Annotated in this window: 14 protein-coding genes, 6 tRNA genes and 1 pseudogene; 14 read left to right on the forward strand and 7 right to left on the reverse strand. The window is 72.8% G+C overall.

What is annotated here, in order from left to right:
* Positions 1-40 precede the first annotated feature (40 nt).
* A complete protein-coding gene (locus tag ABC138_RS04425; protein ID WP_345912837.1) occupies positions 41-1,966 on the forward strand; it encodes a penicillin-binding transpeptidase domain-containing protein in 1,926 nt (641 codons plus the stop codon).
* Between the two features lie 56 nt (positions 1,967-2,022).
* Positions 2,023-3,102, forward strand: a complete 1,080-nt coding sequence (locus ABC138_RS04430) for a DNA polymerase domain-containing protein (RefSeq protein WP_068421804.1) — start codon at positions 2,023-2,025, stop codon at positions 3,100-3,102.
* A 1-nt stretch (position 3,103) separates the two neighbouring features.
* Here ABC138_RS04430 and ABC138_RS04435 read toward each other — a convergent pair whose 3' ends face one another.
* A complete protein-coding gene (locus ABC138_RS04435; RefSeq protein WP_345912936.1) occupies positions 3,104-4,126 on the reverse strand; it encodes an ATP-dependent DNA ligase in 1,023 nt (340 codons plus the stop codon).
* Between the two features lie 82 nt (positions 4,127-4,208).
* On the opposite strand from ABC138_RS04435, the gene ABC138_RS04440 reads away from it, so the two are divergent.
* A complete protein-coding gene (locus ABC138_RS04440) occupies positions 4,209-5,375 on the forward strand; it encodes an alpha/beta fold hydrolase (RefSeq protein ID WP_245634691.1) in 1,167 nt (388 codons plus the stop codon).
* Here the strand turns inward: ABC138_RS04440 and ABC138_RS04445 are convergent.
* Complete coding sequence (locus ABC138_RS04445; RefSeq protein ID WP_345912838.1) at positions 5,372-6,049, reverse strand: dihydrofolate reductase family protein; 678 nt, start codon at positions 6,047-6,049, stop codon at positions 5,372-5,374. The genes ABC138_RS04440 and ABC138_RS04445 overlap by 4 nt on opposite strands.
* A gap of 46 nt (positions 6,050-6,095) precedes the next feature.
* Here ABC138_RS04445 and ABC138_RS04450 point away from each other — a divergent pair, with 46 nt between their 5' ends.
* Positions 6,096-6,980: a polyphosphate kinase 2 family protein gene (locus tag ABC138_RS04450; protein ID WP_345912839.1), complete on the forward strand. Its 885-nt coding sequence runs from the start codon at positions 6,096-6,098 to the stop codon at positions 6,978-6,980.
* Here the strand turns inward: ABC138_RS04450 and ABC138_RS04455 are convergent.
* Positions 6,967-8,643, reverse strand: a complete 1,677-nt coding sequence (locus ABC138_RS04455) for an acyl-CoA dehydrogenase family protein (RefSeq protein WP_345912840.1) — start codon at positions 8,641-8,643, stop codon at positions 6,967-6,969. The genes ABC138_RS04450 and ABC138_RS04455 overlap by 14 nt on opposite strands.
* A gap of 123 nt (positions 8,644-8,766) precedes the next feature.
* On the opposite strand from ABC138_RS04455, the gene ABC138_RS04460 reads away from it, so the two are divergent.
* The 7 genes from ABC138_RS04460 (at position 8,767) to ABC138_RS04490 (ending at position 10,574) form a co-directional block, all read left to right on the forward strand.
* A tRNA-Gly gene (locus ABC138_RS04460) sits at positions 8,767-8,842 on the forward strand.
* A gap of 1 nt (position 8,843) precedes the next feature.
* Positions 8,844-8,915: transfer RNA gene (locus tag ABC138_RS04465), tRNA-Val, on the forward strand.
* 68 nt (positions 8,916-8,983) lie between these two features.
* Positions 8,984-9,073 (forward strand) — tRNA-Val (locus tag ABC138_RS04470).
* Between the two features lie 134 nt (positions 9,074-9,207).
* Positions 9,208-10,014, forward strand: coding sequence for a UbiA family prenyltransferase (locus ABC138_RS04475; RefSeq protein WP_345912841.1), 807 nt, complete (start codon positions 9,208-9,210; stop codon positions 10,012-10,014).
* A 295-nt stretch (positions 10,015-10,309) separates the two neighbouring features.
* Positions 10,310-10,382, forward strand: a tRNA-Gly gene (locus ABC138_RS04480).
* Between the two features lie 21 nt (positions 10,383-10,403).
* Positions 10,404-10,474: transfer RNA gene (locus tag ABC138_RS04485), tRNA-Cys, on the forward strand.
* Positions 10,475-10,502: 28 nt separating this feature from the next.
* Positions 10,503-10,574: transfer RNA gene (locus tag ABC138_RS04490), tRNA-Val, on the forward strand.
* 13 nt (positions 10,575-10,587) lie between these two features.
* On the opposite strand, the gene ABC138_RS04495 is transcribed toward ABC138_RS04490, so the two are convergent.
* The 4 genes and pseudogenes from ABC138_RS04495 to ABC138_RS04510 all read right to left on the reverse strand — a co-directional run bounded on the left by ABC138_RS04495 (position 10,588) and on the right by ABC138_RS04510 (position 16,627).
* A complete protein-coding gene (locus ABC138_RS04495) occupies positions 10,588-12,141 on the reverse strand; it encodes an ABC transporter permease (protein ID WP_345912842.1) in 1,554 nt (517 codons plus the stop codon).
* Between the two features lie 59 nt (positions 12,142-12,200).
* Positions 12,201-12,860: pseudogene (locus ABC138_RS04500) on the reverse strand (ABC transporter ATP-binding protein); the annotation flags it as partial.
* A gap of 101 nt (positions 12,861-12,961) precedes the next feature.
* A complete protein-coding gene (locus ABC138_RS04505; protein WP_345912843.1) occupies positions 12,962-14,338 on the reverse strand; it encodes an NAD-dependent succinate-semialdehyde dehydrogenase in 1,377 nt (458 codons plus the stop codon).
* Between the two features lie 39 nt (positions 14,339-14,377).
* Positions 14,378-16,627, reverse strand: a complete 2,250-nt coding sequence (locus ABC138_RS04510; RefSeq protein ID WP_345912844.1) for an MMPL family transporter — start codon at positions 16,625-16,627, stop codon at positions 14,378-14,380.
* Positions 16,628-16,697: 70 nt separating this feature from the next.
* Between ABC138_RS04510 and ABC138_RS04515 the strand changes: the two genes are divergently transcribed.
* The 3 genes from ABC138_RS04515 to ABC138_RS04525 are packed head-to-tail and all read left to right on the forward strand — an operon-like array spanning position 16,698 to position 21,527.
* On the forward strand, positions 16,698-17,996 hold the full coding sequence (locus tag ABC138_RS04515; RefSeq protein ID WP_345912845.1) for an ATP-grasp domain-containing protein: 1,299 nt from the start codon (positions 16,698-16,700) through the stop codon (positions 17,994-17,996).
* A 2-nt stretch (positions 17,997-17,998) separates the two neighbouring features.
* The gene (locus ABC138_RS04520) at positions 17,999-20,044 is read left to right on the forward strand and encodes a CocE/NonD family hydrolase (RefSeq protein ID WP_345912846.1); all 2,046 of its coding nucleotides are present in this window, start codon (positions 17,999-18,001) and stop codon (positions 20,042-20,044) included.
* Positions 20,045-20,060: 16 nt separating this feature from the next.
* On the forward strand, positions 20,061-21,527 hold the full coding sequence (locus ABC138_RS04525) for an FAD-dependent oxidoreductase (protein WP_345912847.1): 1,467 nt from the start codon (positions 20,061-20,063) through the stop codon (positions 21,525-21,527).
* The last annotated feature ends 88 nt before the right edge of the window (positions 21,528-21,615 follow it).

Below are 21,615 nucleotides of genomic sequence, written 5' to 3' on the forward strand. Positions count from 1 at the left end.
CGCGCTGCGAGGAGGGATCCCGACGGGGAGACTCGTGCCCGTGACCGACCAGCCCCGACGTCGTCCCCGACGTGCCCGCTCCCTGCTCGCCGCCGTCGTGGCACTCGCCCTGCTCGTCGCCGTGGGCGGCTACTGGTGGACCCACCGCGACGACGGCACGGATGCCGCGCGCGAGCTGGGTGACCGGGTCGCTGCCGACCTCGCCGCCGGTCGCGTGCCCGCGGCCCTGCAGGTCGATGACCGGACGACCGCCCAGGAGGAGCTCGACGACGTCCTCGCCGGGATGGGGCGGCTGCGCCCCGAGGTGGACGTCACCGACGTCGCGGTCCCCGACGAGGGCGACGCCGCGACCGTGCGCCTCGACGTCTCGTGGACCGTCCACGAGGGCAAGGAGCCGTGGCGGTACACCTCCGACCTGCCGCTCACCCGCTCCGGGGAGACGTGGACGGGCGACTGGGCCCCGAGCGTGCTCGCTCCCGACCTGGCCGAAGGGGAGGTCCTGCGCGCCTCGCGCGTGGTCGCCGAGCGCGGCGAGGTGCTCGGCGACGGCGGCGACAGGATCGTCACCCCGCGGGCGGTCGTGCGGGTCGGCATCGACCGGGGCCGGGTGTCGGCCGGGTCGGCCGGCGAGTCCGCCGAGGCGCTCGCCGAGGCAGCCGACGTGACGGTGGCTCCCTTCGTCCGGGCCGTGGAGTCGGCCGGCGACGAGGCCTTCGTCGAGGCGATCGTCCTGCGCGCCGACGCCCGGGAGCTCGACGCGGTGCGCCGTGCCGTGCCCGACATCGAGGGTGCCCGGCTCATCGACGGGACGATGGACCTCGCCCCGTCCTCCGGGTTCGCGGCCCAGGTCCTCGGCCGCGTCGGCCCGGCGACCGCCGAGGTCATCGAGGCGGACCCGCAGGTGCGCGAGGGCGACGTCGTCGGGCTGAGCGGCCTGCAGGCCTCGCGCGACAAGCAGCTGCGCGGCAGGTCCGGCTTCACCGTCGAGGCCGTCGCCGAGGACGGGACCGCGCGCGAGCTGCACCGCGTCGACGCGGTCGACGGCACGGACCTGCGCACCACCCTGAGCATCACCCACCAGGCGGCGGCCGAGGACTCGCTGGCCGACCTGCGCAAGGCCGGGGCGATCGTCGCCGTCCGACCGTCCGACGGGCACGTCCTCGCGCTCGCCAGCGCGGAGGGCGGCGGAGGCCAGACGACGGCGACCCTCGGGCAGTACGCGCCCGGCTCGACCTTCAAGCCGGTCACGGCCCTGGCCCAGCTGCGTGCCGGCGCGACCCCGCGCACACAGCTCGACTGCCCGCGCACGATCGAGGTCGACGGGCGCGAGTTCAAGAACCACGACGACTTCCCCTCCGGCCGCAACGGCGCGATGAGCCTCCAGGACGCACTCGCCACCTCGTGCAACACCGCTCTCATCGGTGCCCGCGACCGGCTCCCGGCCGACGGGATCGGCTCTGCCGCATCGGCGCTCGGCATGACCCAGCAGCCCGCCCTCGGCGTCCCGGCGGCCATGGGTGAGGTGCCCTCGGCCCCCACGGGCACCGAGCTCGCCGCGACGAGCATCGGCCAGGGCGAGGTCGTCGCCACCCCCCTGTCGATGGCCACCGTCATGTCGAGCATCGTCGCCGGTCACCGGGTCGCCCCCGTCCTGCTCCCGGGCCGCGCCAAGGCGCCGGCGAAGGGTGGCTCCGTCACCTCCGCGGAGGCCGATCAGCTGCGTCGGATGCTGCGCGCCGTCGTCACGGACGGGTCGGCCACCTTCCTCGCGGACAACACGGGCGGTCCGGTCATCGCCAAGACCGGCACCGCCGAGTACGGCTCGGACTCGCCCCCGCGCACGCACGCCTGGATGATCGTCGCGCAGGACGACCTGGCGGTCGCGGTCTTCGTCGAGGACGGCGCCGGCGGGGCGTCGGTCGCGGGGCCCATCGCCGATCGCTACCTGGAGCTCGTGCGTCGGTAGGGCGAAGGGGGTCCCGCGCGCCTCCCTTCGCCCGCCCGTGGTCCTACGCTGACCGCATGGCCAAGACCCCCGCCGAGATGGTGCCCGCCGGCGACCGGGAGGTGCGCGTCTCGAGTCCCGACCGGGTCATCTACGAGGCGACCGGTCGCACCCCCGAGCTGACCAAGCTCGACGTGTGCCGCTACGTCGCCGACGTCGGCGAGGCGATGATGCGCACGATCGGTGACCGGCCCACGGCCATGGAGCGCTGGCCGGACGGGTGGCGCGAGGGCATGCGGCTGGCGGTCGGGCCGCGGGACAAGGACGCCGACGGCTTCTACCAGAAGCGGCTCCCGCGGGGCGCGCCCGACTGGGTCGAGACGGTCGAGATCGCCTTCCCCAGCGGGCGGACCGCCGACGAGCTGTGCCCCACGGAGCCCGCCGCACTGGTGTGGGCCGCGCAGATGGGGACGCTGACCTTCCACCCGTGGCCGGTGCGCCGGCCCGACGTCGACCATCCCGACGAGCTGCGGATCGACCTCGACCCGCAGCCGGGGACGAGCTTCGTCGACGCGCAGCGCGTGGCCGACGTCGCTCGCGAGCTGCTCGAGGAGCTCGGGATGCGCGGCTACCCGAAGACGAGCGGCAACCGTGGCGTGCACGTCTACGTCCGGGTCGAGCCACGGTGGTCCTTCGAGGAGCTGCGGCACGCGGCGATCGGCTTCGGCCGTGAGCTCGAGCGGCGCGACGACGGCGTGACGACGGCCTGGTGGAAGGAGGAGCGGGGGAGCCGGATCTTCGTCGACTTCAACCAGAACAACCGGGACCGCACGATCGCCGGCGCGTGGAGCCTGCGCGCCCGCCCCGGCGCCCCCGTGAGCACCCCGATGACCTGGGCGCAGCTCGCGGCCGTCACCGACCCGGCCGAGTACAACCTCACGACCGTGCGCGACCACCTCGCCGAGGGCGACCCGTGGGCGGACATGGACGAGCAGGCGTACTCGCTCGATCCGCTCCTGCAGCTCTGGGAGGACCTGCCCGGCGGCGAGCTGAACTTCCCGCCCGACTACCCGAAGATGCCCGGCGAGCCACCGCGCGTGCAGCCGAGCAAGAAGGTCGCGGAGCACTGGGACAGCGAGGGGAACCGGATCGAGTGACTCAGTCCAGGACCTCGCCCAGGTCGTAGGCCAGCGCCCGGTCGATCTGCTCGAGCGTGCACGACTCGGGCTCGCGGTCGGGCCGCCACCGCAGGAACTGCACGGTGTGCCGGAAACGCGACCCCTCGAGCTGGTCGAAGGCGACCTCGACGACCCGTTCGGGCCGCAGCGGCACGAAGCTCACGTCCTTGGCCGAGGAGAAGCGCGAGCGGTCGGTCTCCGCGTGCTCGACCTCCCCGCTCGCGTCCCGCTTGACGAGCGGCTCGAGCTCCTCGACGAGATCGAGGCGGCGCTGCGCGGTGAAGGCCGCGATGCCGCCGACGTTGAACAGCTGTCCCTCGTGGAAGAGCCCGAGCAGCAGCGACCCCACGCCCTGCCCGGACTTGTGCACGCGGTAGCCGGTGACGACGGCCTCGGCGGTGCGCTTGTGCTTGATCTTGAGCATTGTCCGCTTGCCGGGCGAGTACGGCGAGTCGAGCGCCTTGGCGACGACCCCGTCGAGCCCCGCGCCCTCGAAGCGGGTGAACCAGTCCGTCGCCTCGTCCGCGTCCCGCGTCACCCGCGTGAGGTGCAGCGGCGCTCCCTTCGCCATCCCGTCGAAGAGCGACTCGAGCCGCTCCCGGCGCCGGGCGAAGGAGAGGCTCGTCACGTCCTCGCCCCCCACGGCGAGCAGGTCGAAGGCGATGAGCTCGGCGGGCGTCTCGTCGGCGAGCCTGGTGATGCGCGACTCGGCGGGGTGGATGCGCTGCCCGAGCGCCTCCCAGTCCAGGCGCTGCGCGCCGGGCTCGCCGCTGCGCACGACGATCTCGCCGTCGACGACCGCGCTCCCGGGCAGGTGCTCCCGGATGGCCACGACGAGCTCGGGGAAGTACCGGGTCAGGGGCTTCTTGCCCCGGCTGACGAGCTCGACCTCGTCGCCGTCCTTGCGGACGAGGCAGCGGAACCCGTCCCACTTCGGCTCGTACGAGTAGCCGCCGTCGACGGCGTCGGCCGCGGGGACCTCCTTGACGGCCTTGGCGAGCATCGGGTCGAGGGCCACGTCGGGCAGCTGTGGTGTCACTCGTCACATTCTGCCTGTGGCGCAGGACTTTTGAGACGATGAGCGCGTGAAGAAGCGCACGGTGGCCGAGCGGGCCCTGACCTACGGCGCCGTCGCTGCCGGATCGGCGCTCGCCGGGGCCGGTTCCGTGTGGGTGGGCAGCGCGTCCTACTTCGCCCGCCGGGTCCTCACCCCCGAGCTGGTGCGCCCTGACGACACGGTGATCCACGTCGTCCACACCGACAGCGTCACGCTCTCCGGCGGGCCCGACCTGCTGGTCCCCGGCCGCTACGGACTGTGGTTCGACGGCGGACGCGGTCACGCGCGCATCGGCGGCGTGCTCGAGGTCGACCACCGGCTCCAGCGGGTGCGGCGCCAGCTCCTCGCCGTCGACGAGGGGATCCTCCAGCCGGGCCCGGCCCGGTTCAACAGCTACTACTACGCGCGGGACCCGGAGCTCGACCTCGGGCTGGCCACCGAGCACGTCCACGTGCCCTCCGACCTCGGTCCCATGCCCGCCTGGGTCGTGCCGAGCGAGCACGGGGACGGGTCGCGGTGGGCCGTGCTCGTCCACGGTCGGGGCGCCCGCCGCCACGAGACGCTGCGCGGCGTCCCCGCCCTCCACGCCGCGGGACTCACCTGCCTCGTGCCGAGCTACCGCAACGACGGTGACGCGCCCCAGGGGCCCGACGGCCGTTACAACCTCGGCCTGTCCGAGTGGCGCGACATCGAGGACGCGGTCACGCTCGCCCGGGCCCGTGGCGCCAAGGAGATCGTCCTCGTCGGCTGGTCGATGGGCGGAGCGATCATCCTGCAGTTCCTCGACCGGTCCGACCTGGCCAGCGTCGTCTCTCGCGCGGTGCTCGACGGGCCCGTCGTCGACTGGGGCGACGTGCTGACCCACCACGCGGACCTGCACCGGGTCCCCTCACCCGTCTCCCGGCTGGGCAATGCCCTCATGGGCCAGCCCTGGGCCCGCAGGCTCGTCGGCGTGTCCGAGAGCGTCGACGTCGCGCGCACCAACTGGGTCAAGCGCGCCGACGAGCTCTCCCACCGGATGCTGCTCATCCACTCGCGCGACGACGAGTTCGTCCCCGTCGGGCCGAGCGAGGCGCTGGCCGCCGCGCGGCCGGACCTCATCACCTTCGAGCCGTGGTCCCTGGCCCGGCACTGCAAGGAGTGGAACGTCGACCCGCGGCGCTGGGACGCCGTGGTGACCGACTTCGTCCGCTAGCGGTCCACGCGCCACAGGCCGAGGAGCGTCCCGTCCTCCTCGAGGAGGTGCCGACTCGACAGCTGCACGTCGAGGTCCGCGCCGTCGAGGATCCGCGGGTGCTCCCCGCGACCACCCCCGACCAGGCGCGGGGTCCACGAGAGCGCGAGCTCGTCGACGAGCCCGGCGGCGACCAGCTCGGCAGCGAGCGTCGGGCCCCCTTCGCACAGGACGTGGGGGCCGAAGGACGACCGGGCGCGCTCGACCACCGTGGCCGGGTCGACGGTGTCCTCGCCGCACAGCCACACGGTCCCGCTCTCGGTGGCGCCGCAGGACGAGCTCGTCGCGAGCACCACGCCCTGCGAGCCGCGGACCGTCTCGGGCAGCTGCGCGGACCGCGAGACGACGACCATTGGCACGCGCGCCGGCCCGTACTCCTCGGCCCGCACCGTCCCGGCACCGATGAGCAGGACGTCGGCGGCCCGGCGCATCGCGGCGAAGCCGCGGTGGTCGGGGGCGGAGTTGATCGTCCCCGACAGGCCGTCACCCCCCGTCGCCGCGCCGTCGAGCGTGGTGACGAAGTTGAGCCGGAGCAGGTCCCCGGTGTGCCCGTAGAGGGCGTCGAGGGTGGCGTCGTCGACCTCGTCACCGGGGGAGCACGGCACCGCCGCGTCGTCCGCGCTGAGGATCCGCATACCCGGCAGTCTGCCGCACGACGCGCCGGGCTGACATGATGCGCAGATGGCCAAGAAGACGTCAGCCACGAAGTCCGGTTCGTCGACCGAGTCGCCGGACACCCCCTTCGGTGACGCCCTGCGCGCGGGCGAGGGCACCGACCTCGGCGCGATCGACCCCCGCAGCACCCCCGGTTTCGACGGGGACAAGGCGGCCGGCCAGGAGGCCCTGGCGGACCTCTCGGACGAGGTCTCGCACCTGCAGGAGCGGTTCTACGCGGAGGCGAAGGGAGGTGGCCAGCGCAGCGTCCTGCTCGTCGTGCAGGGGATGGACACCGCGGGCAAGGGCGGCATCATGCGCCACGTCGTCGGCGCGGTCGACCCGCAGGGCGTGCAGATCCACGTCTTCAAGCAGCCGACGGCGGAGGAGAAGAAGCACCCCTTCCTCTGGCGGATCCGCAATGCCCTGCCCGAGCCGGGCGTGATCGGCGTCTTCGACCGCAGCCACTACGAGGACGTCCTCATCGTCCGCGTCCACGACCTCGTGCCCCGCGCGCAGTGGTCGCGCCGGTACGGCCAGATCAACACCTTCGAGAAGGCCGTCGCCGACAAGGGCACGACGATCGTCAAGGTCATGCTGCACATCAGCAAGGACGAGCAGAAGGCGCGCCTCACCGAACGGCTGGAGCGCCCCGACAAGCACTGGAAGTTCAACCCCGGCGACATCGACGAGCGCGGTCACTGGGCGGAGTACCAGGAGGCCTACCAGGCCGTCATCGACCGGACGTCCACGGACGTCGCCCCCTGGTACGTCGTGCCCGCGGACCGCAAGTGGTATGCCCGGCTCGCGGTGATGAACCTGCTCAAGGAGCACCTCACGGACCTCGACCCGCAGTGGCCCGAGGCCGACTTCGACGTCCTCGCCGAGCAGGCCCGGCTCAGGAAGAGCTGACGTCCGAGCGGTCGATCGCGCTCGGCCCGGCCAGCGCGGCGAGGCCGGCGTCGAGGGTGCCGAAGGTGTCCCCCTTCGCCCCGCCGAGGCGCGAGGCGACGAAGGCCTCGGCCATCTCCGCGGGGGAGTGCAGCACCATCAGGCTGCCCTGCAGCGTGAGGGCGAGTCGCTCGACCAGCCGTCGGCTGCCCGCCGCGAGCTCGACCGGGTCGACCGACGCCAGCCCGGCGCAGTCGCCCTCGAGGTCGTCGAGCGCGGTGTCGAGCACCGCGATCCGTCCGCGGGCGGCCGACGCCTCCTTGAGCAGCGCCATGAGCGCGGCCGGCTCCTTGCCGAGGGCGCGCAGGACGTCGAGTGCGTTGACATTGCCCGAGCCCTCCCAGATCGAGTTGAGCGGGGCCTGGCGGTACAGCCGCGCCATGCCGTGCTCCTCGACGTAGCCGTTGCCGCCCAGGCACTCGAGCGCCTCCGCGACGAAGGGTGCGGTCCGCTTGCACACCCAGTACTTGCCGACGGCGACGCCCAGCCGCGTCAGCTCGCTCTCGCCCTCGTCGAGCGCGTGCGCCAGCCGCAGGCCGAGCAGGGTCGCGGCCTCGGACTCCAGTGCCAGGTCGGTGAGGACATTGCGCATGAGCGGCTGGTCGACGAGTCGCGCACCGAAGGCCGACCGGTACCGCGTGTGGTGCACGGCCCGGGTGAGCGCCGCGCGCATCGTCGCGGCGGAGCCGAGCACGCAGTCCAGGCGCGTCGTCGAGACCATGTCGATGATCGCGCGGACCCCCCTTCCCTCCTCCCCGACGAGCGCGCCCCAGGTGCCGTCGAGCTCGATCTCGGAGGAGGCATTGGACCGGTCGCCGAGCTTGTCCTTGAGGCGTTGCAGGGCGAAGGGGTTGCGCGTCCCGTCCTCGAGGACCCGGGGGACGAGGAAGCAGCTCGGCGCCGCGCCCTCGGCGGTCTTGGCCAGGACGAGGAAGACGTCGCTCATGGGTGCCGAGCAGAACCACTTGTGACCGGTGAGCCGATAGGTCTCGCCGGTGAGCGGGCCGCCGGGACTGCGCACCGCGAGGGTCGAGTTGGCACGGACGTCCGAGCCGCCCTGCTTCTCGGTCATGCCCATGCCGGCGATGGCGCCGGCCTTGGTCTGCACCTCGCGCAGCCCGAAGTCGTACTCGCGGGAGGCGAGCCTGCCCTCCCAGCGTGCGGCCAGCTCGGGGGAGTGGCGAAGGGCGGGGACTGCCGCGTTGGTCATGGTGATGGGGCAGACGTGGCCGGCCTCGACCTGGCTCCAGGTGACGAAGCCCGCGGCCCGGCGCACGTGCGCGCCCGTCCCGACCGGCTGGGTCCACGGGACGGCCGTGAGCCCGGCGCCGGCCGCCACGGTCATCAGCTCGTGCCACGCGGGGTCGAACTCGACCTCGTCGACACGGTGGCCCCACCTGTCGTGCGTGACCAGCCGAGGGGTGTTGCGCTGGGCGAGGTCGGCCCAGCGCCCGGCCTCGTCGGAGCCGGCGCGCACCCCCAGGGCGGTGAGCTCGGCCACGGCCGGCTCGCGCTGCCCGGCCGGGACCCAGCGGTCGACCCCCTCGACGAGGACCTGGTCGGTCGCGAAGACGTCGTGCCCGCCGTAGGGCGGGACCTGGTTGGTGACCTCGTGCGTCGGCATGCGGGCACCCTACGACCCCGATGGGGCGGCCTGCCGGGCGGCTGTTCACCCCCGGTTTGGATTCTGGTGAGACTGTGGGCTAATCTCGCTCAGCGCGGTCACCGCAGTGCGGGGACAGCGAGTGCGGATGTAGCTCAGTTGGTAGAGCGCAACCTTGCCAAGGTTGAGGTCGCCGGTTCGAACCCGGTCATCCGCTCCACGGGCGATTGGCGCAGCGGTAGCGCGCTTCCTTGACACGGAAGAGGTCACTGGTTCAACCCCAGTATCGCCCACCCGCAGGAACGGCCCCTGACCCGGCATCTCCGCGGGTCAGGGGCCGTTCCTGCGGGTGGGCGATACTGGGTTTGGTGCAGTGACCTCTTGCGTGTCATGGTAGCGCGCTTCCGTGACACGGAAGAGGTCACTGGTTCAAACCCAGTATCGCCCACCAGCAGGAAAGGCCCCTGACCCGCGGAGACGCCGGGTCAGGGGCCTTCCTCGTGCGTGACGCGCCTGCATCGGCACGTCGCGGAGGTGCTGGCCTCGGCGCCGCCCGGACCAACCGTGCCGGGATAGGGTCGCGGTATGCCTGACCCGCGGGTCCCGGCACTCCTCCGGGCGGCTCACCCCCTGCCGACGACGGCGGTGACGGTGCTGGCTGCGGTACTTGCCCTCGCGACCCTCTCGGGTCCGGGGAGGGCGGTCCTCGTGACGGCCGCCGTGCTCAGCGGGCAGCTGTCGATCGGTTGGGGCAATGACCTGATCGACGCCCCCCGGGATCGCGCGGTCGGTCGTGTCGACAAGCCGCTGGCGACCGGCGAGCTCCCGACGTCGACCACCCGGGCCGCCTGCGTCGCGGCGCTCGTGGGCACGGTGGTCCTCTCCCTGGCCTGCGGGATCGTTGCGGGGATGGTGCACCTCGTGTGCGTCGCGGCGGGATGGTCGTACAACCTGGGCGTCAAGGCGACAGTGGTGTCCTTCCTCCCGTACGCCATCGCCTTCGGGGGTCTGCCGCTCTTCGTCGCGCTCGTCGAGCCGGGCGCGACACTCCCGCAGTGGTCGACCGTCGTCGCGGGCGCGCTCCTCGGGGTCGGTGCCCACCTGGTCAACGTCCTGCCAGACCTGGTCGACGACGAGGCGACCGGCGTCCGCGGGCTCGCGCACCGCATCGGGCCCCGAGCGGCCACTCTGCTGACGGTGGGCAGTCTGACCGCGGCGACCGCAGTCATCGCGGTGGGCGCGGGTGCTGTCCCCGCCGGTGTCCTGGTGCTGGTCGTGGCCGCAGTCGTCATCTTGGCTGGTGTCGCCCTGTTCGGCAGCGGCCGGGCGCCGTTCCGCGCGGCGATAGGGATCGCGGTGCTCGACGTGCTGCTGCTCGTGGTCGCCAGATGACGCCGGTGAGCGAGCCGGGCGGCGGGTGGCCCCGGTCGCACCAGCTGGAAGGAGCGGCTGCTGAGGCACCACCTGCGCGCAGCCGCCACCCCGGATCGCGTGCGAGATCTGCTGACCAAGGGCCGGCTGCTGGCCGTCGGTGTGACGCCGGTGCGCTGGCGGTCAGGTCACCGGCGACCGGCGCCCGGTCGCGCTGGCGACCCTCATGGCGGTCGCTCGTGCTCGGTTGGGAGACTGGACGGTCGATGGGCTAATGTCTCTTCGTGCCCTCGGCGTGAGCAACGCTCGGGGCCGCGCGGATGTAGCTCAGTTGGTAGAGCGCAACCTTGCCAAGGTTGAGGTCGCCGGTTCGAACCCGGTCATCCGCTCGGAAGGTATGACACCTTCGTGGTGGAGTGGCCGAGAGGCGAGGCAACGGCCTGCAAAGCCGTCTACACGGGTTCAAATCCCGTCTCCACCTCGACCATGCAGGACACCTGCATGCACCCGGGCGATTGGCGCAGTGGTAGCGCGCTTCCTTGACACGGAAGAGGTCACTGGTTCAAACCCAGTATCGCCCACCGACCACAGTGACTACTCGACGTCCCCTGCGCGGAAGACGAACCACGCGAGGGACACGAGGAGCGCGGCGAGCGCCGTCAGGACGAGCAGCGGGGGCCACCGCCACGGCTCGATCGGGTACATCGGTACCGCGGAGTACGGCGACAGGTCCTGCAGCCACACCGGCAGCTCCAGCAGCTCCCCGACGAGCGTCAGCGTGAGCGACAGGACGAAGAAGGCCCACCCCAGCCAGGGCCGACCGACCGCGAGGCCGAGCAGGGCCACCCCGCCGACGACGCCCACCGCCGGGATCCAGCCGAGCGCGGCCGGTACGGCAGACGGCGCATCGCTGCCGCCGGCAGCCCCGTAGCCGATCGAGAGCCCGAGCGCGCAGACGAGCAGCAGCGCCGCGCTGCCGGTCAGGGCGACCCCGGCGGTGGCGCCGAACCAACGTGCTCGCGAGACGCTCGTGGCCAGCACGAGCCCGGTGCGTCCCTCGGCCCGGTCGTGGTACGCCCCGGCGATGACGGAGATCGCGAAGGGGGTGACGAGGATGGCGGTGACCGAGAGCAGGGCGCCGATGAAGGACCCGCCGAGCCGGTCGATGAGCTCCTCGCCGCCGGAGCCGGCGAGCAGGTCGTCGAAACCCGGGGCCATGGCACCGAAGGCCAGTCCCATCGCGGCCACGCCCACCGTCCACTGGAGCAGGGACGTGCGTTGCAGGCGCAGGGTCAGTCCCCACGGTCCGGCGAGCCGGCTCCGGACGGGTCCGGGGCGCATGGTGACCAGACCGGCGCCGAGGTCACGGTGCGAGCGCATCAGCTGCGCCACGGCGACCAGTGCGGCAGAGGTGACGAGGTAGAGGGCGACCACCCACCAGCGGGGCTCGGACCAGGCGCGTAGCTGCGTGTTCCAGCCGAGGGGCGAGAGCCAGGACAGCCAGCCGAGACCCTCGACCGCGTCACCGACCGCCCGCACCGTGTAGGCACCGGCGAGCGCGCCCGCGGCGAGTGCCGAGCAGGTGCGCGCGCTCGCCGAGACCTGGCAGGCCACGGCCGCGACACCCGTCGCCACGACCCCGGTACCGGCCCACACGACGCCGAACCACACCGAGCCGGCCCACGGCAGACCGCCAGCCGTGCCCGCGAGGGCCAGGAGGCACCCCAGCCCGATCGCCAGGGCGGCGCACTCCATCACGGCCGCTGCCAAGGGGGCATCGCGCCCGACGACGGTGCCGCCGACGAGCTCGGCGCGACCGGACTCCTCCTCGACACGCGTGTGGCGTCTCACCACCGCGACGTAGAGGCCGGCGCTGAAGAGGGCGTAGAGGACCGTGAGCTTCGACATCGCCAGCTCGCCCGCGCTGTCGGGGTCGAGGATCGGTCCGTAGAGCGCGAGCAGCCCGGGCTGGCCGTTGATCTCGGTGGCCAGACGGACGCGCTCCGCGCTCGAGCCGAACAGCGCCGTCGTCGCACTCGCCGAGGCGTAGGTCATGACCACCAGGACGGCCACCCACCCCGGGACGAGGACCCGGTCGCGTCGCACCGCCTGACGCAGCAGCAGCGGAGCACCCGTCAGGGTGCTCATCGGTAGACCTCCAGGAACAGCTCCTCGAGGCTCGCATCGGACGTGGCGTGCTGGGTCAGTCGCAGCGAGGGGAGCGTGCCGGTCTCGACCGTGCGGCCCTCACGGATGATCGTGACCCGGTCGGCCAGGCGCTCCACCTCGCTGAGCACGTGGCTGGAGAGCAGTGCCGTGCCGCCACTGGTACGGTGCTCGGCCAGGCACTCGCGGAACACCTGCTCCATGAGCGGGTCGAGGCCGCTCGTCGGCTCGTCGAGCACGAGCAGGTCGGTGTCGACGGCCAGCGCCGCCACGAGGACGACCTTCTGCCGGTTGCCGCGCGAGTAGGCCCGCCCCCGCTTGCGCAGGTCCAGGCGGAAGCGCTCCACCAGCTCGTCCTTGCGACTGGCCACCGGGTCCACGCCGCGCATGCGCAGCAGCAGGTCGAGCGTCTCGCCACCCGAGAGGTTCGGCCACAGCGTGACGTCACCCGGGACGTAGGCCAGCCGGCGGTGCAGCTGCGGGGCCTCGGCCCAGGGATCCCTGCCGAAGAGCCGCGCGCTCCCTGCGGTGGGGCGCATGAGACCGAGCACGATCCGCAGGGCGGTCGACTTGCCAGCGCCGTTGGGGCCCAGGAACCCGTGGACCTCCCCGGGACGGACGGAGAGGTCCAGGCCGTCCAGCGCCCGGACGTGGCCGAAGGTCTTGACCAGGGCGCTGACGTCGATCACGGGGTCACCCATCGCACGCCCTCCCTCGTCACCCGTTGCCGGCGATGTCGTGCAGTCTTCGCCTGCTGGCGCGGCGGCTGTAGGGCCCTTGGTCCCTCGTCACCGCCCGGGGCCTACCTCGCGGCCACGCGCACCAGCTTGCGGTTGACGAACTCGTTCATGCCGTCCGAGGCGAGCTCTCGGCCGTATCCGGAGCGCTTGACCCCGCCGAAGGGCAGCCCCGGCATGGTCGTGCCGTGCTCGTTGACGTAGGCCATGCCGACGTCGAGCCGGGCGGCGACCTCCGCGGCCCGGTCCGGGTCGTCGCTCCACACCGACCCGGACAGGCCGAAGGCGGAGGCGTTGGCCTGCTCGAGGGCGGCGTCGACGTCGGTCATCCGGTAGACCATCGCGACCGGGCCGAAGAGCTCCTCGTCCCACGCGCGCATGTCGGGAGTGATGCCGGTGAGGACCGTCGGGGCGTAGAAGGCACCCTCGCGGTCGAGGGGCCGGCCACCGGTGTGGAGCGTCGCCCCCTTCGAGACCGCGTCCTGGACCTGCTCGTCGAGGTCGTCCCGGGCCTGGCTGGAGGACATCGGGCCCATCCGCGTGGCCGGGTCCAGCGGGTCGCCCACGGGTGTCTGCTCGACGTGGCGGGTCAGCGCCTCGACGAACTCGTCGTGGATCTCGTCCGCGACGAACATCCGCTTCGGCGAGTTGCACGCCTGACCGGCGTTGGACAGCCGGGCCCGCGCGGCCGTCTTCGCCATGGCGTCGACGTCGGCGGCGTCGAGCACGATCATCGCGTCGGAGCCGCCGAGCTCCAGGACCGACTTAGTGAGGTGCTTGCCCGCGGCCTCGGCCACGGAGGCACCGGCGGCCTCGCTCCCGGTGAGCGAGACCCCCTGCACACGCGGGTCGGCGATGACGTCCGGGATGAGCCGGCTCGAGGCGAAGAGGTTGACGTAGCCGCCCTCGGGCAGCCCGGCCTGGCGGAGGACCTCCTCCATGAGGGTCGCCGACGCGGCGCAGATCCCGGCGTGCTTGAGCAGGATCGTGTTGCCGAGCACGAGGTTGGGCGCCGCGAACCGCGCCACCTGGTAGTAGGGGTAGTTCCACGGCATCACGCCGAGGAGCACGCCGACCGGCTCCTTGCGGACGATGCTGCGCAGGGCGCCCTGGGCGTCGAGCTCCTCGTCGCGCAGCAGCTCGGGTCCGTGGTCGGCGTACCAGCGGTAGATGGACCCGGCGAGGGCGACCTCTCCCTTCGCCTCCTTGAGCGGCTTGCCCATCTCGGTGGCGATCGTGCGGGCCAGCTCGTCGGCGCGCTCGTCGTACAGGTCGGCGGTGCGGCGCAGGACCTCGGCGCGCTCCTCGGGCGACCGCTCGCGCCACCCCTCGTGGGCGGCGTGCGCGAGGTCGACGGCGGCGATCGCCCCGTCCCGGTCCACCTCGTCGAAGGTGCGCTCGACCTCACCGGTGGCAGGGTTCTCCGTGCGGTAGCTCGACATGGGTGCCTCTCGTGCTGGGTGTGTCCGGACCGGGTGGGCCTACCCGGTCCGTCCTCGCTCATGCGCGAGGGACTGCTCGGTGATGCCGAAGCGCGCGTGCAGGCCCTTCATCCAGCGGGGCGCCCACCAGTTCCACTCGCCGAGGACGGACATGGTCGCGGGCACGAGGAGCATGCGCACGAGCGTGGCGTCGATGAGGATCGCGAGGACGAGCGCGACCCCGGTCTCCTTCACGGCGAGGACCCGCGCGAGCACGAAGCCCGAGAAGACGATCACCATCAGCAGCGCCGCGCTCGTGATGATCCTGCCCGAGCGCTGCAGGCCCAGGCGCACGGCGTCGTCGGTGGGGTGCCCGCGCTCGTGCAGCTCGACGATGCGCGAGAGCAGGAAGACCTCGTAGTCCATCGACAGGCCGAAGCCGAAGGCCAGCACGAGGACCGGGATCGAGACCTCCACCGCGCCGACGGAGTCGAAGCCGAGCAGCCCCTCGAGGTGGCCGTCCTGGAAGACCCAGACGAGGACGCCGAGCGAGGCGCCGAGCGAGACGATGTTCATCAGCAGCGCCTTGACCGGCACGACGACCGACCCGGTCATGAGGAAGAGCAGGACGAAGGTCGCGAGCACGACCGTGCCCACGGCGAGCGGGGCGTTGTCGACGATGGAGGCGGTGAAGTCCCCGAGATCGGCGGCCTGCCCCCCGACGAGGGCGTCGAAGGGGGGACGCTCGTCCCGCAGCTGCGCCACGACGTCGCGGTTGCCGGGACCGAGCGGGCCGTCGTCGGTGCGCAGGTCGACGCTGCGGACCGTCTGCCCGTCCACCTCGCCGAGCGTGACCACCTCCGCGGACTCGACGTGCGGGAGGTCGGGGGCGGCCCCCTTCGCCCACGCCCCGACCTCGTCGGCGCCGGCGGTCGTCACGACGCGCACGTCCGGGGCGGCGAGCTCGGGGTAGTCCCGCCCGAGGTCCTCGAAGAACTGCCGCTGGTCGCTGTCGGTCGGCAGCAGCTCGACGCCGGAGGAGGTGACCTCCATGCGCGTGGCGGGCAGGGCCATCCCGACGAGGGCGGCGAGGACGAGGGCGACGACGAGCCACGGTGCCCGCTGCACCATCGCCGCGAGTGAGGCGAAGACGCCGGTGTCGGAGGTGCGCTCGGTGCCGCGCGCGAGCAGCCGGCGCGCCGACAGCGCGCACAGGGCGGGGATGAGCGTCACGGCGACGAGCAGGCAGACGAGGACGACCGACACCCCCGCGGCGCCCGCGGCCCGCATGAAGACGGAGGGGAAGAAGAGCAGGCCGGACAGGGCGATCGCGACGGTCACGGCGGAGAAGACGACGGTGCGACCGGCCCGGTCGACCGTGCGGGCCGTGACCTCGACGACGAGCTCCCGGGAGCCGTCCCCGAGCGGCTGCCCGTCGAGCAGCTCGCGGGCCTCCTCCCGGAACCGGGAGACCACGAGCAACCCGTAGTCGATGCACAGGCCCAGGCCGAGGACGCTCACGATGTTGACGACCGTGGCGTCGAGGTCGATGACGTGCGAGAAGCCCCACAGCGAGCCGAGCGCGCCGCCGATCGAGGCGAAGGCCCCGGCGAGGGGGATGCCCGCGGCGAGGAAGCCACCGAAGACGAGGACCATGACGACGAAGGAGACGGGCAGGGCCAGACCCTCGCCGAGCTTCATGTCGCTGGCCACCTGACCGACGATCTCGTCGATGAGCTGCTTGAGGCTGCCGCGCTGGCTGCTCGTCCCCTGCGACCCGGTGACGATCTCGTCGAGCTGGACGCCGACGTCGCGGCGCACCCGCTCCAGCTCCTCGTCCGAGAGGGAGCTGTCGTACTCGACCACGGTGAGGAAGCCGTAGCGGGAGCCGTCCTCCTCGACGACGAGCGGGGCGCCCTGCGGGCCCTCCACCCCGCCGTCGAGGACGAGCGGGTTGACGACGGACGCGACCCCGTCCATCGCGTGGATGCGTCGGACCGGCTCGGCGACCGCCCGCCGGACGAAGGGGTCGGTGGCGGGGGAGCCGGAGACCATCAGCGTGTCGGTGGCCAGCTCACCGCCGCCGGCGTCGACGACCAGGTCCCGCGCCTGCTGCGCCTCGCCCGGCGTCGTCACGTCGCCGCTGTGGAGCTGGTCGAAGAGCCCCTGGCCGGTGACCCCGCCGAGCGCGAGGGCGAAGGAGGCGACGACGAGCCCCACCCAGGTGAGCACGACGGTCCGCGGCCGCCGGCCCGTGAGCGTCCCCAGGCGGTGCAGGAGGGTGCGGCGCGGGGCGCGGTGTCGGCTCACCGGGACAGCCTGCCACTGCCGATCGACGCGCTGCGCGTGTCAGGCGCAGGTGAGTGGGTAGGGGCCGTGGATGACACACAACGTCTTCGTCCTGGGTCTGACCCCCATGCAGCGTGAGGAGCTCGGCACCGTCCACGAGACCGGTGGGCTGGAGTTCCACGACCTCCTCGACCACGAGTCCCTGGTCGCGACCGAGGAGATCGACTTCGACGCCCTCCTCGAGCGCGCCCGTGCCGAGCTCGACGCCTTCGACGGGAGCGTCGACGCCATCGTGAGCCACTGGGACTTCCCGACCTCCGTCCTCGGGCCGATGCTCGCCGCCGAGCGGGGCCTGCCCGCGCCCTCCCTGACGAGCCTGCTCAAGTGCGAGCACAAGTACTGGAGCCGGCTGGAGCAGCGCCGGGCCGTGCCCGAGGTCGTCCCCGGCTTCGTCGCCTTCGACCCCTTCGCCGACGACGTCGCCCAGCAGATCGATCTCGACTTCCCGTACTGGGTGAAGCCGATCAAGGGGCACTCGTCCAACCTGGGCTTCGAGATCCGCGACGACGCGGACCTGCAGGCGGCGCTCGAGGAGATCCGCGCGGAGATCACCGACGTCGGCGACGCCTTCGACCAGGTGCTGGCGCGGGTCGAGCTGCCCGAGGAGCTGCAGGGACTCGGCGGGTCCGCCTGCCTCGCGGAGGAGATCATCCGGGGCACCCAGTTCGCGCCCGAGGGCAGCGTCTCCCGGGGCGAGTACTCGGTGCACGGCGTCTTCGACATGCTCAAGAGCGCGAGCGGCCTGAGCATCGAGCGCATCGACTACCCGGCTGCCACGGTGCCCGACCACGTCCAGCAGCAGGCGCGGGACATCACCGGACGGCTGCTCGAGCACATCGGCTTCGACGACGGCTGCTTCAACTCCGAGTTCATGTGGGACGAGGAGGAGGAGCGCCTGCGCCTCATCGAGGTCAACACGCGCATCTCCCAGTCGCACAGCGAGATGTTCACCCTCGTCGACGGCCGGTCCAACCACCAGGTCGCCGTGGACGTCGCGCTCGGGCACGCGCCCAGCATGCCGAAGGGGGAGGGTGACCTCGCCGTCGCCGCGCAGTACGTCGTGGTCCACGAGGGCGACGCGATCGTGCGGGGCATCCCCGACGCGTCGGTGCTCGAGCAGCTCGCCGAGCGCTACCCCGGCACCAAGGTCGACTTCCCGGTCACGGTCGGGGACCGGCTCTCCGAGCTGCCGCACCAGGACTCCTACCGGTACCTGCTGGCCATCGTCTACGTGGGCGCCCCCGACAGGGAGAGCCTGCGCCGACGGATCGAGGACATCGAGGAGACCCTGCAGTTCGACCTCGAGGACTGCGGCGAAGGGAGGAGCTGACGATGACGACGACGCTCACGGACACGGAGGTCCGTCACGAGGTGCAGGTGGAGGAGAACGTCTTCATCCCCCTTCGCGACGGTCACCGGGTGGCCGCGCGGATCTGGCGCCCGGCCGGCGAGGTCGGGCCGCTGCCTGCGGTCCTCGAGTACATCCCCTACCGCAAGCGTGACCTCACGCGCGGTCGGGACGCGGTGAACCACCCGTACATCGCCGCCCACGGCTACGTGTGCGCGCGGGTCGACCTGCGCGGCAGCGGGGACTCCGACGGTGTGCTCGTCGACGAGTACCGCGAGCAGGAGCTCTCGGACGCCGAGGACGTCATCGCGTGGCTCGCCGCGCAGGACTGGTGCGACGGCGCCGTCGGGATGATGGGCATCTCCTGGGGCGGCTTCAACAGCCTGCAGGTCGCCGCGCGCCGCCCCCCGGCGCTCAAGGCCATCGTCAGCGCCTCCGCGACCGAGGACCTCTACGTCGACAACATGCACTACATGGGCGGCTGCCTCCTCGGGGACAACCTCTCCGAGGCGACGGTGATGCTGGCCTTCAACAGCCTGCCGCCCGACCCGGCGATCGTCGGCGACCGCTGGCGGGAGATGTGGCTGGAGCGGCTGCAGGGGAGCGGGCTGTGGCTCGACACGTGGCTGAGCCACCAGCGCCGTGACGAGTACTGGCGGCCGGCGTCGGTCAGCGAGGACTACTCGGCCATCCAGTGCCCCGTCATGGCGGTCGGCGGCTGGGCGGACGGCTACACCAACGCGATCTTCCGCCTGCTCGAGCACGTCGAGGTGCCCTGCCACGGTCTCATCGGCCCGTGGGGCCACAAGTACCCGCACCTCGGGGTGCCCGGGCCGGCCATCGGGTTCCTCCAGGAGCTCGTGCGCTGGTGGGACCACTGGCTCAAGGGCGAGGACACCGGCATCGACGAGGACCCCGCGCTGCGGGCGTGGATGCAGGACAGCGTCCCCCCGCGCGCCGCCTACGAGGAGCGCCCCGGACGCTGGGTCGCCGAGGAGCAGTGGCCCTCGCCGCGCATCACCGAGCGGGAGTTCCGCCTGACCAGAGCCAGCCTCGCGGAGGGCGCCCAGGGCGAAGGGGGGAGCGCCCCGCTCTCGCTCCGGTCGCCGCTCAGCGTCGGCATGTTCGCCGGCAAGTGGGCCTCCTACGCGGCCGTGCCCGACCTGCCGTACGACCAGCGCGAGGAGGACGGCGGCGCGCTCGTGTGGGAGAGCGAGCCGCTGACCGGGACGACCGAGGTCTTCGGCCTGCCGAGCCTCGACGTCGCGCTGAGCGCGGACCAACCGGTCGCCCAGGTCGCCGTGCGCCTGTCCGACGTGGCCCCGACCGGGGAGGCCACGCGCATCACGTACGGGGTCCTCAACCTCACCCACCGCAGCTCGAGCAGCGACCCCGAGCCGCTCGTCCCGGGTCAGCGGTACGATGTGCGGGTGCCGCTCAACGGGGTGGCCCACTCCCTCCCCGCGGGCCACCGGCTGCGGCTGTCGGTCTCCACGTCCTACTGGCCGCTCGTGTGGCCGGCCCCGCGCCCGACGACCCTGACGATCCTGCCGGCCGACAGCGTGCTGCGGGTCCCGGTGCGTCCGCCGCGCCCCGAGGACGGGGACCTTGCCCCCTTCCACGAGCCGGTCACCGCCCCCGAGATCGAGACGACGACGCTCGCCCCGAGCGAGCACGACTGGCGGGTCACGCGGGACCTGGCCACCGACGTCTCGACGCTGGAGATCGTCAACGACCAGGGCGCCTTCCGCATCGAGGAGACCGGCACCGTCGTGCGTCGCTCGACGACGGAGTGGTACTCCTTCCGCTGGGACGACCCGACGTCGGTGCGCGGCGAGACCCGCACCGTGCGCCGTCTGGAGCGCGACGACTGGCGTACCGAGGTCGTCACGACCACCGTCCTCACGTGCACGCAGGACGAGTTCATCATCCGCGCGGATCTCGACGCCTACGAGCTCGACGACGTCCGCGGGCACCGGCGCGTGCACTCCGAGAGCTGGGACCGGGCCATCCCCCGGGACCTCGTCTGACCGAGAAGGAGTCACCATGACCTCTGTGTGGCGCGCCTCCCGCGCAAGCACTCCCTCCGACGAGCCGGTGGAGCGGTGCGACGACGTCGTCGTCGGTGCCGGCATCACCGGGCTGGTGACCGCGCTGCTGCTCGCCCGGGCCGGCCGCGAGGTCGTCGTCCTCGAGGCGCGCGACCTCGGCGCCGTGACGACCGGGCACAGCACCGCCAAGGTCTCGCTGCTCCAGGGCACCCGCTACTCGCAGCTCCTGCGACGGCAGTCCGAGGAGGTGGTCGCGGGGTACGTCGAGGGCAACCGCGAGGGCCGGGACTGGCTGCTGCGGTACTGCGACGAGCACGACGTGCCGTACCAGCTGCGCTCGGCGGTGACCTACGCGGCGGACGACGGGCGCGGTCTGGAGCAGGCGCGGGCCGAGCTCGACGCCGCGTCGCGGATGGGGCTGCCGGTGCGCTGGAGCGAGGAGCTGCCGGTGCCCTTCGAGCACGCCGGGGGAGTGGTGCTCGACGAGCAGGCGCAGCTGGACCCGATGGACCTGCTCGACGCCCTCGTCGAGGACCTGCGTGCTCACGGCGGGCGGCTGGTCACCGGTGCCCGGGTCACGGGGATGGGCCAGTCCCTGCGCCCCGTTGTCCGGCACACACGAGGTCGCACCCGCTGCGACCACGTCGTCCTCGCCACGGGTACCCCGGTGCTCGACCGCGGCGGCTACTTCGCGAAGGTGAGCGCCGAGCGCTCCTACGCCCTCGCGTACGAGCACCCCGCCCCGCCGGAGATGATGCTGATCTCGACGGGTGGGTCGACCCGGTCCGTGCGCGACGCCCCCGGGTCGCGGCTCCTCGTCGGGGGGGAGGGCCACTCCGTCGGCCGCGCCCGCTCGGAGGAGGCGCACCTGGACCGGCTGCGCGCGTGGACCGCCCTGCACTTCCCGGAGGCGGTGGAGACCCACGCGTGGTCGGCCCAGGACTACCGCTCGCACGACGGATTCCCCTTCGTCGGTCCGATGCCGCGCGGCCTCGGTCACGTGCACGTCGCGACCGGCTTCGACAAGTGGGGCATGACCAACGGCGTCGCCGCGGCGCTGGACCTCAGCGCGTCCCTCCTCGGCGGCCAGATGTCCTGGTCGAGCCCCATCCACCGCCGGATCAGTCGGCCGGCCTCCGTCGCCCGCCTCGTCGGCATCAACGCCCGGGTCGGTCTCGACCTCGTCACGCGGGCCGCAGGGGTGGCGCTGCACCCCCTTCGTCCCGGCACGCCGGCAGAGGGCGAAGGGGAGGTCGGCCGCCGGGGCGTGGTCCCCGTGGCGCGCTCCACCGTCGAGGGTCGGACCTGCGCGGTCTCCGCGCTGTGCACCCACCTCGGCGGTGTCGTGGAGTGGAACGACGCCGAGCAGTCCTGGGACTGCCCGCTGCACGGCTCGCGGTTCACCGCGGCGGGGGAGGTGCTCGAGGGGCCCGCGACGCGTCCGCTGCCCGCCCGCGACTGACGCGGGCGGGAGACCCGCACCGGGGTGACGCGCATGTCACGACGTGGCAGGGGTAGTCGGGGAGCCCCCGATCCCACCCGCAGGAGAG

The organism is Janibacter sp. LM (assembly GCF_039631275.1).
In the GTDB taxonomy this organism is placed as follows: Bacteria; Actinomycetota; Actinomycetes; order Actinomycetales; family Dermatophilaceae; genus Janibacter; species Janibacter terrae.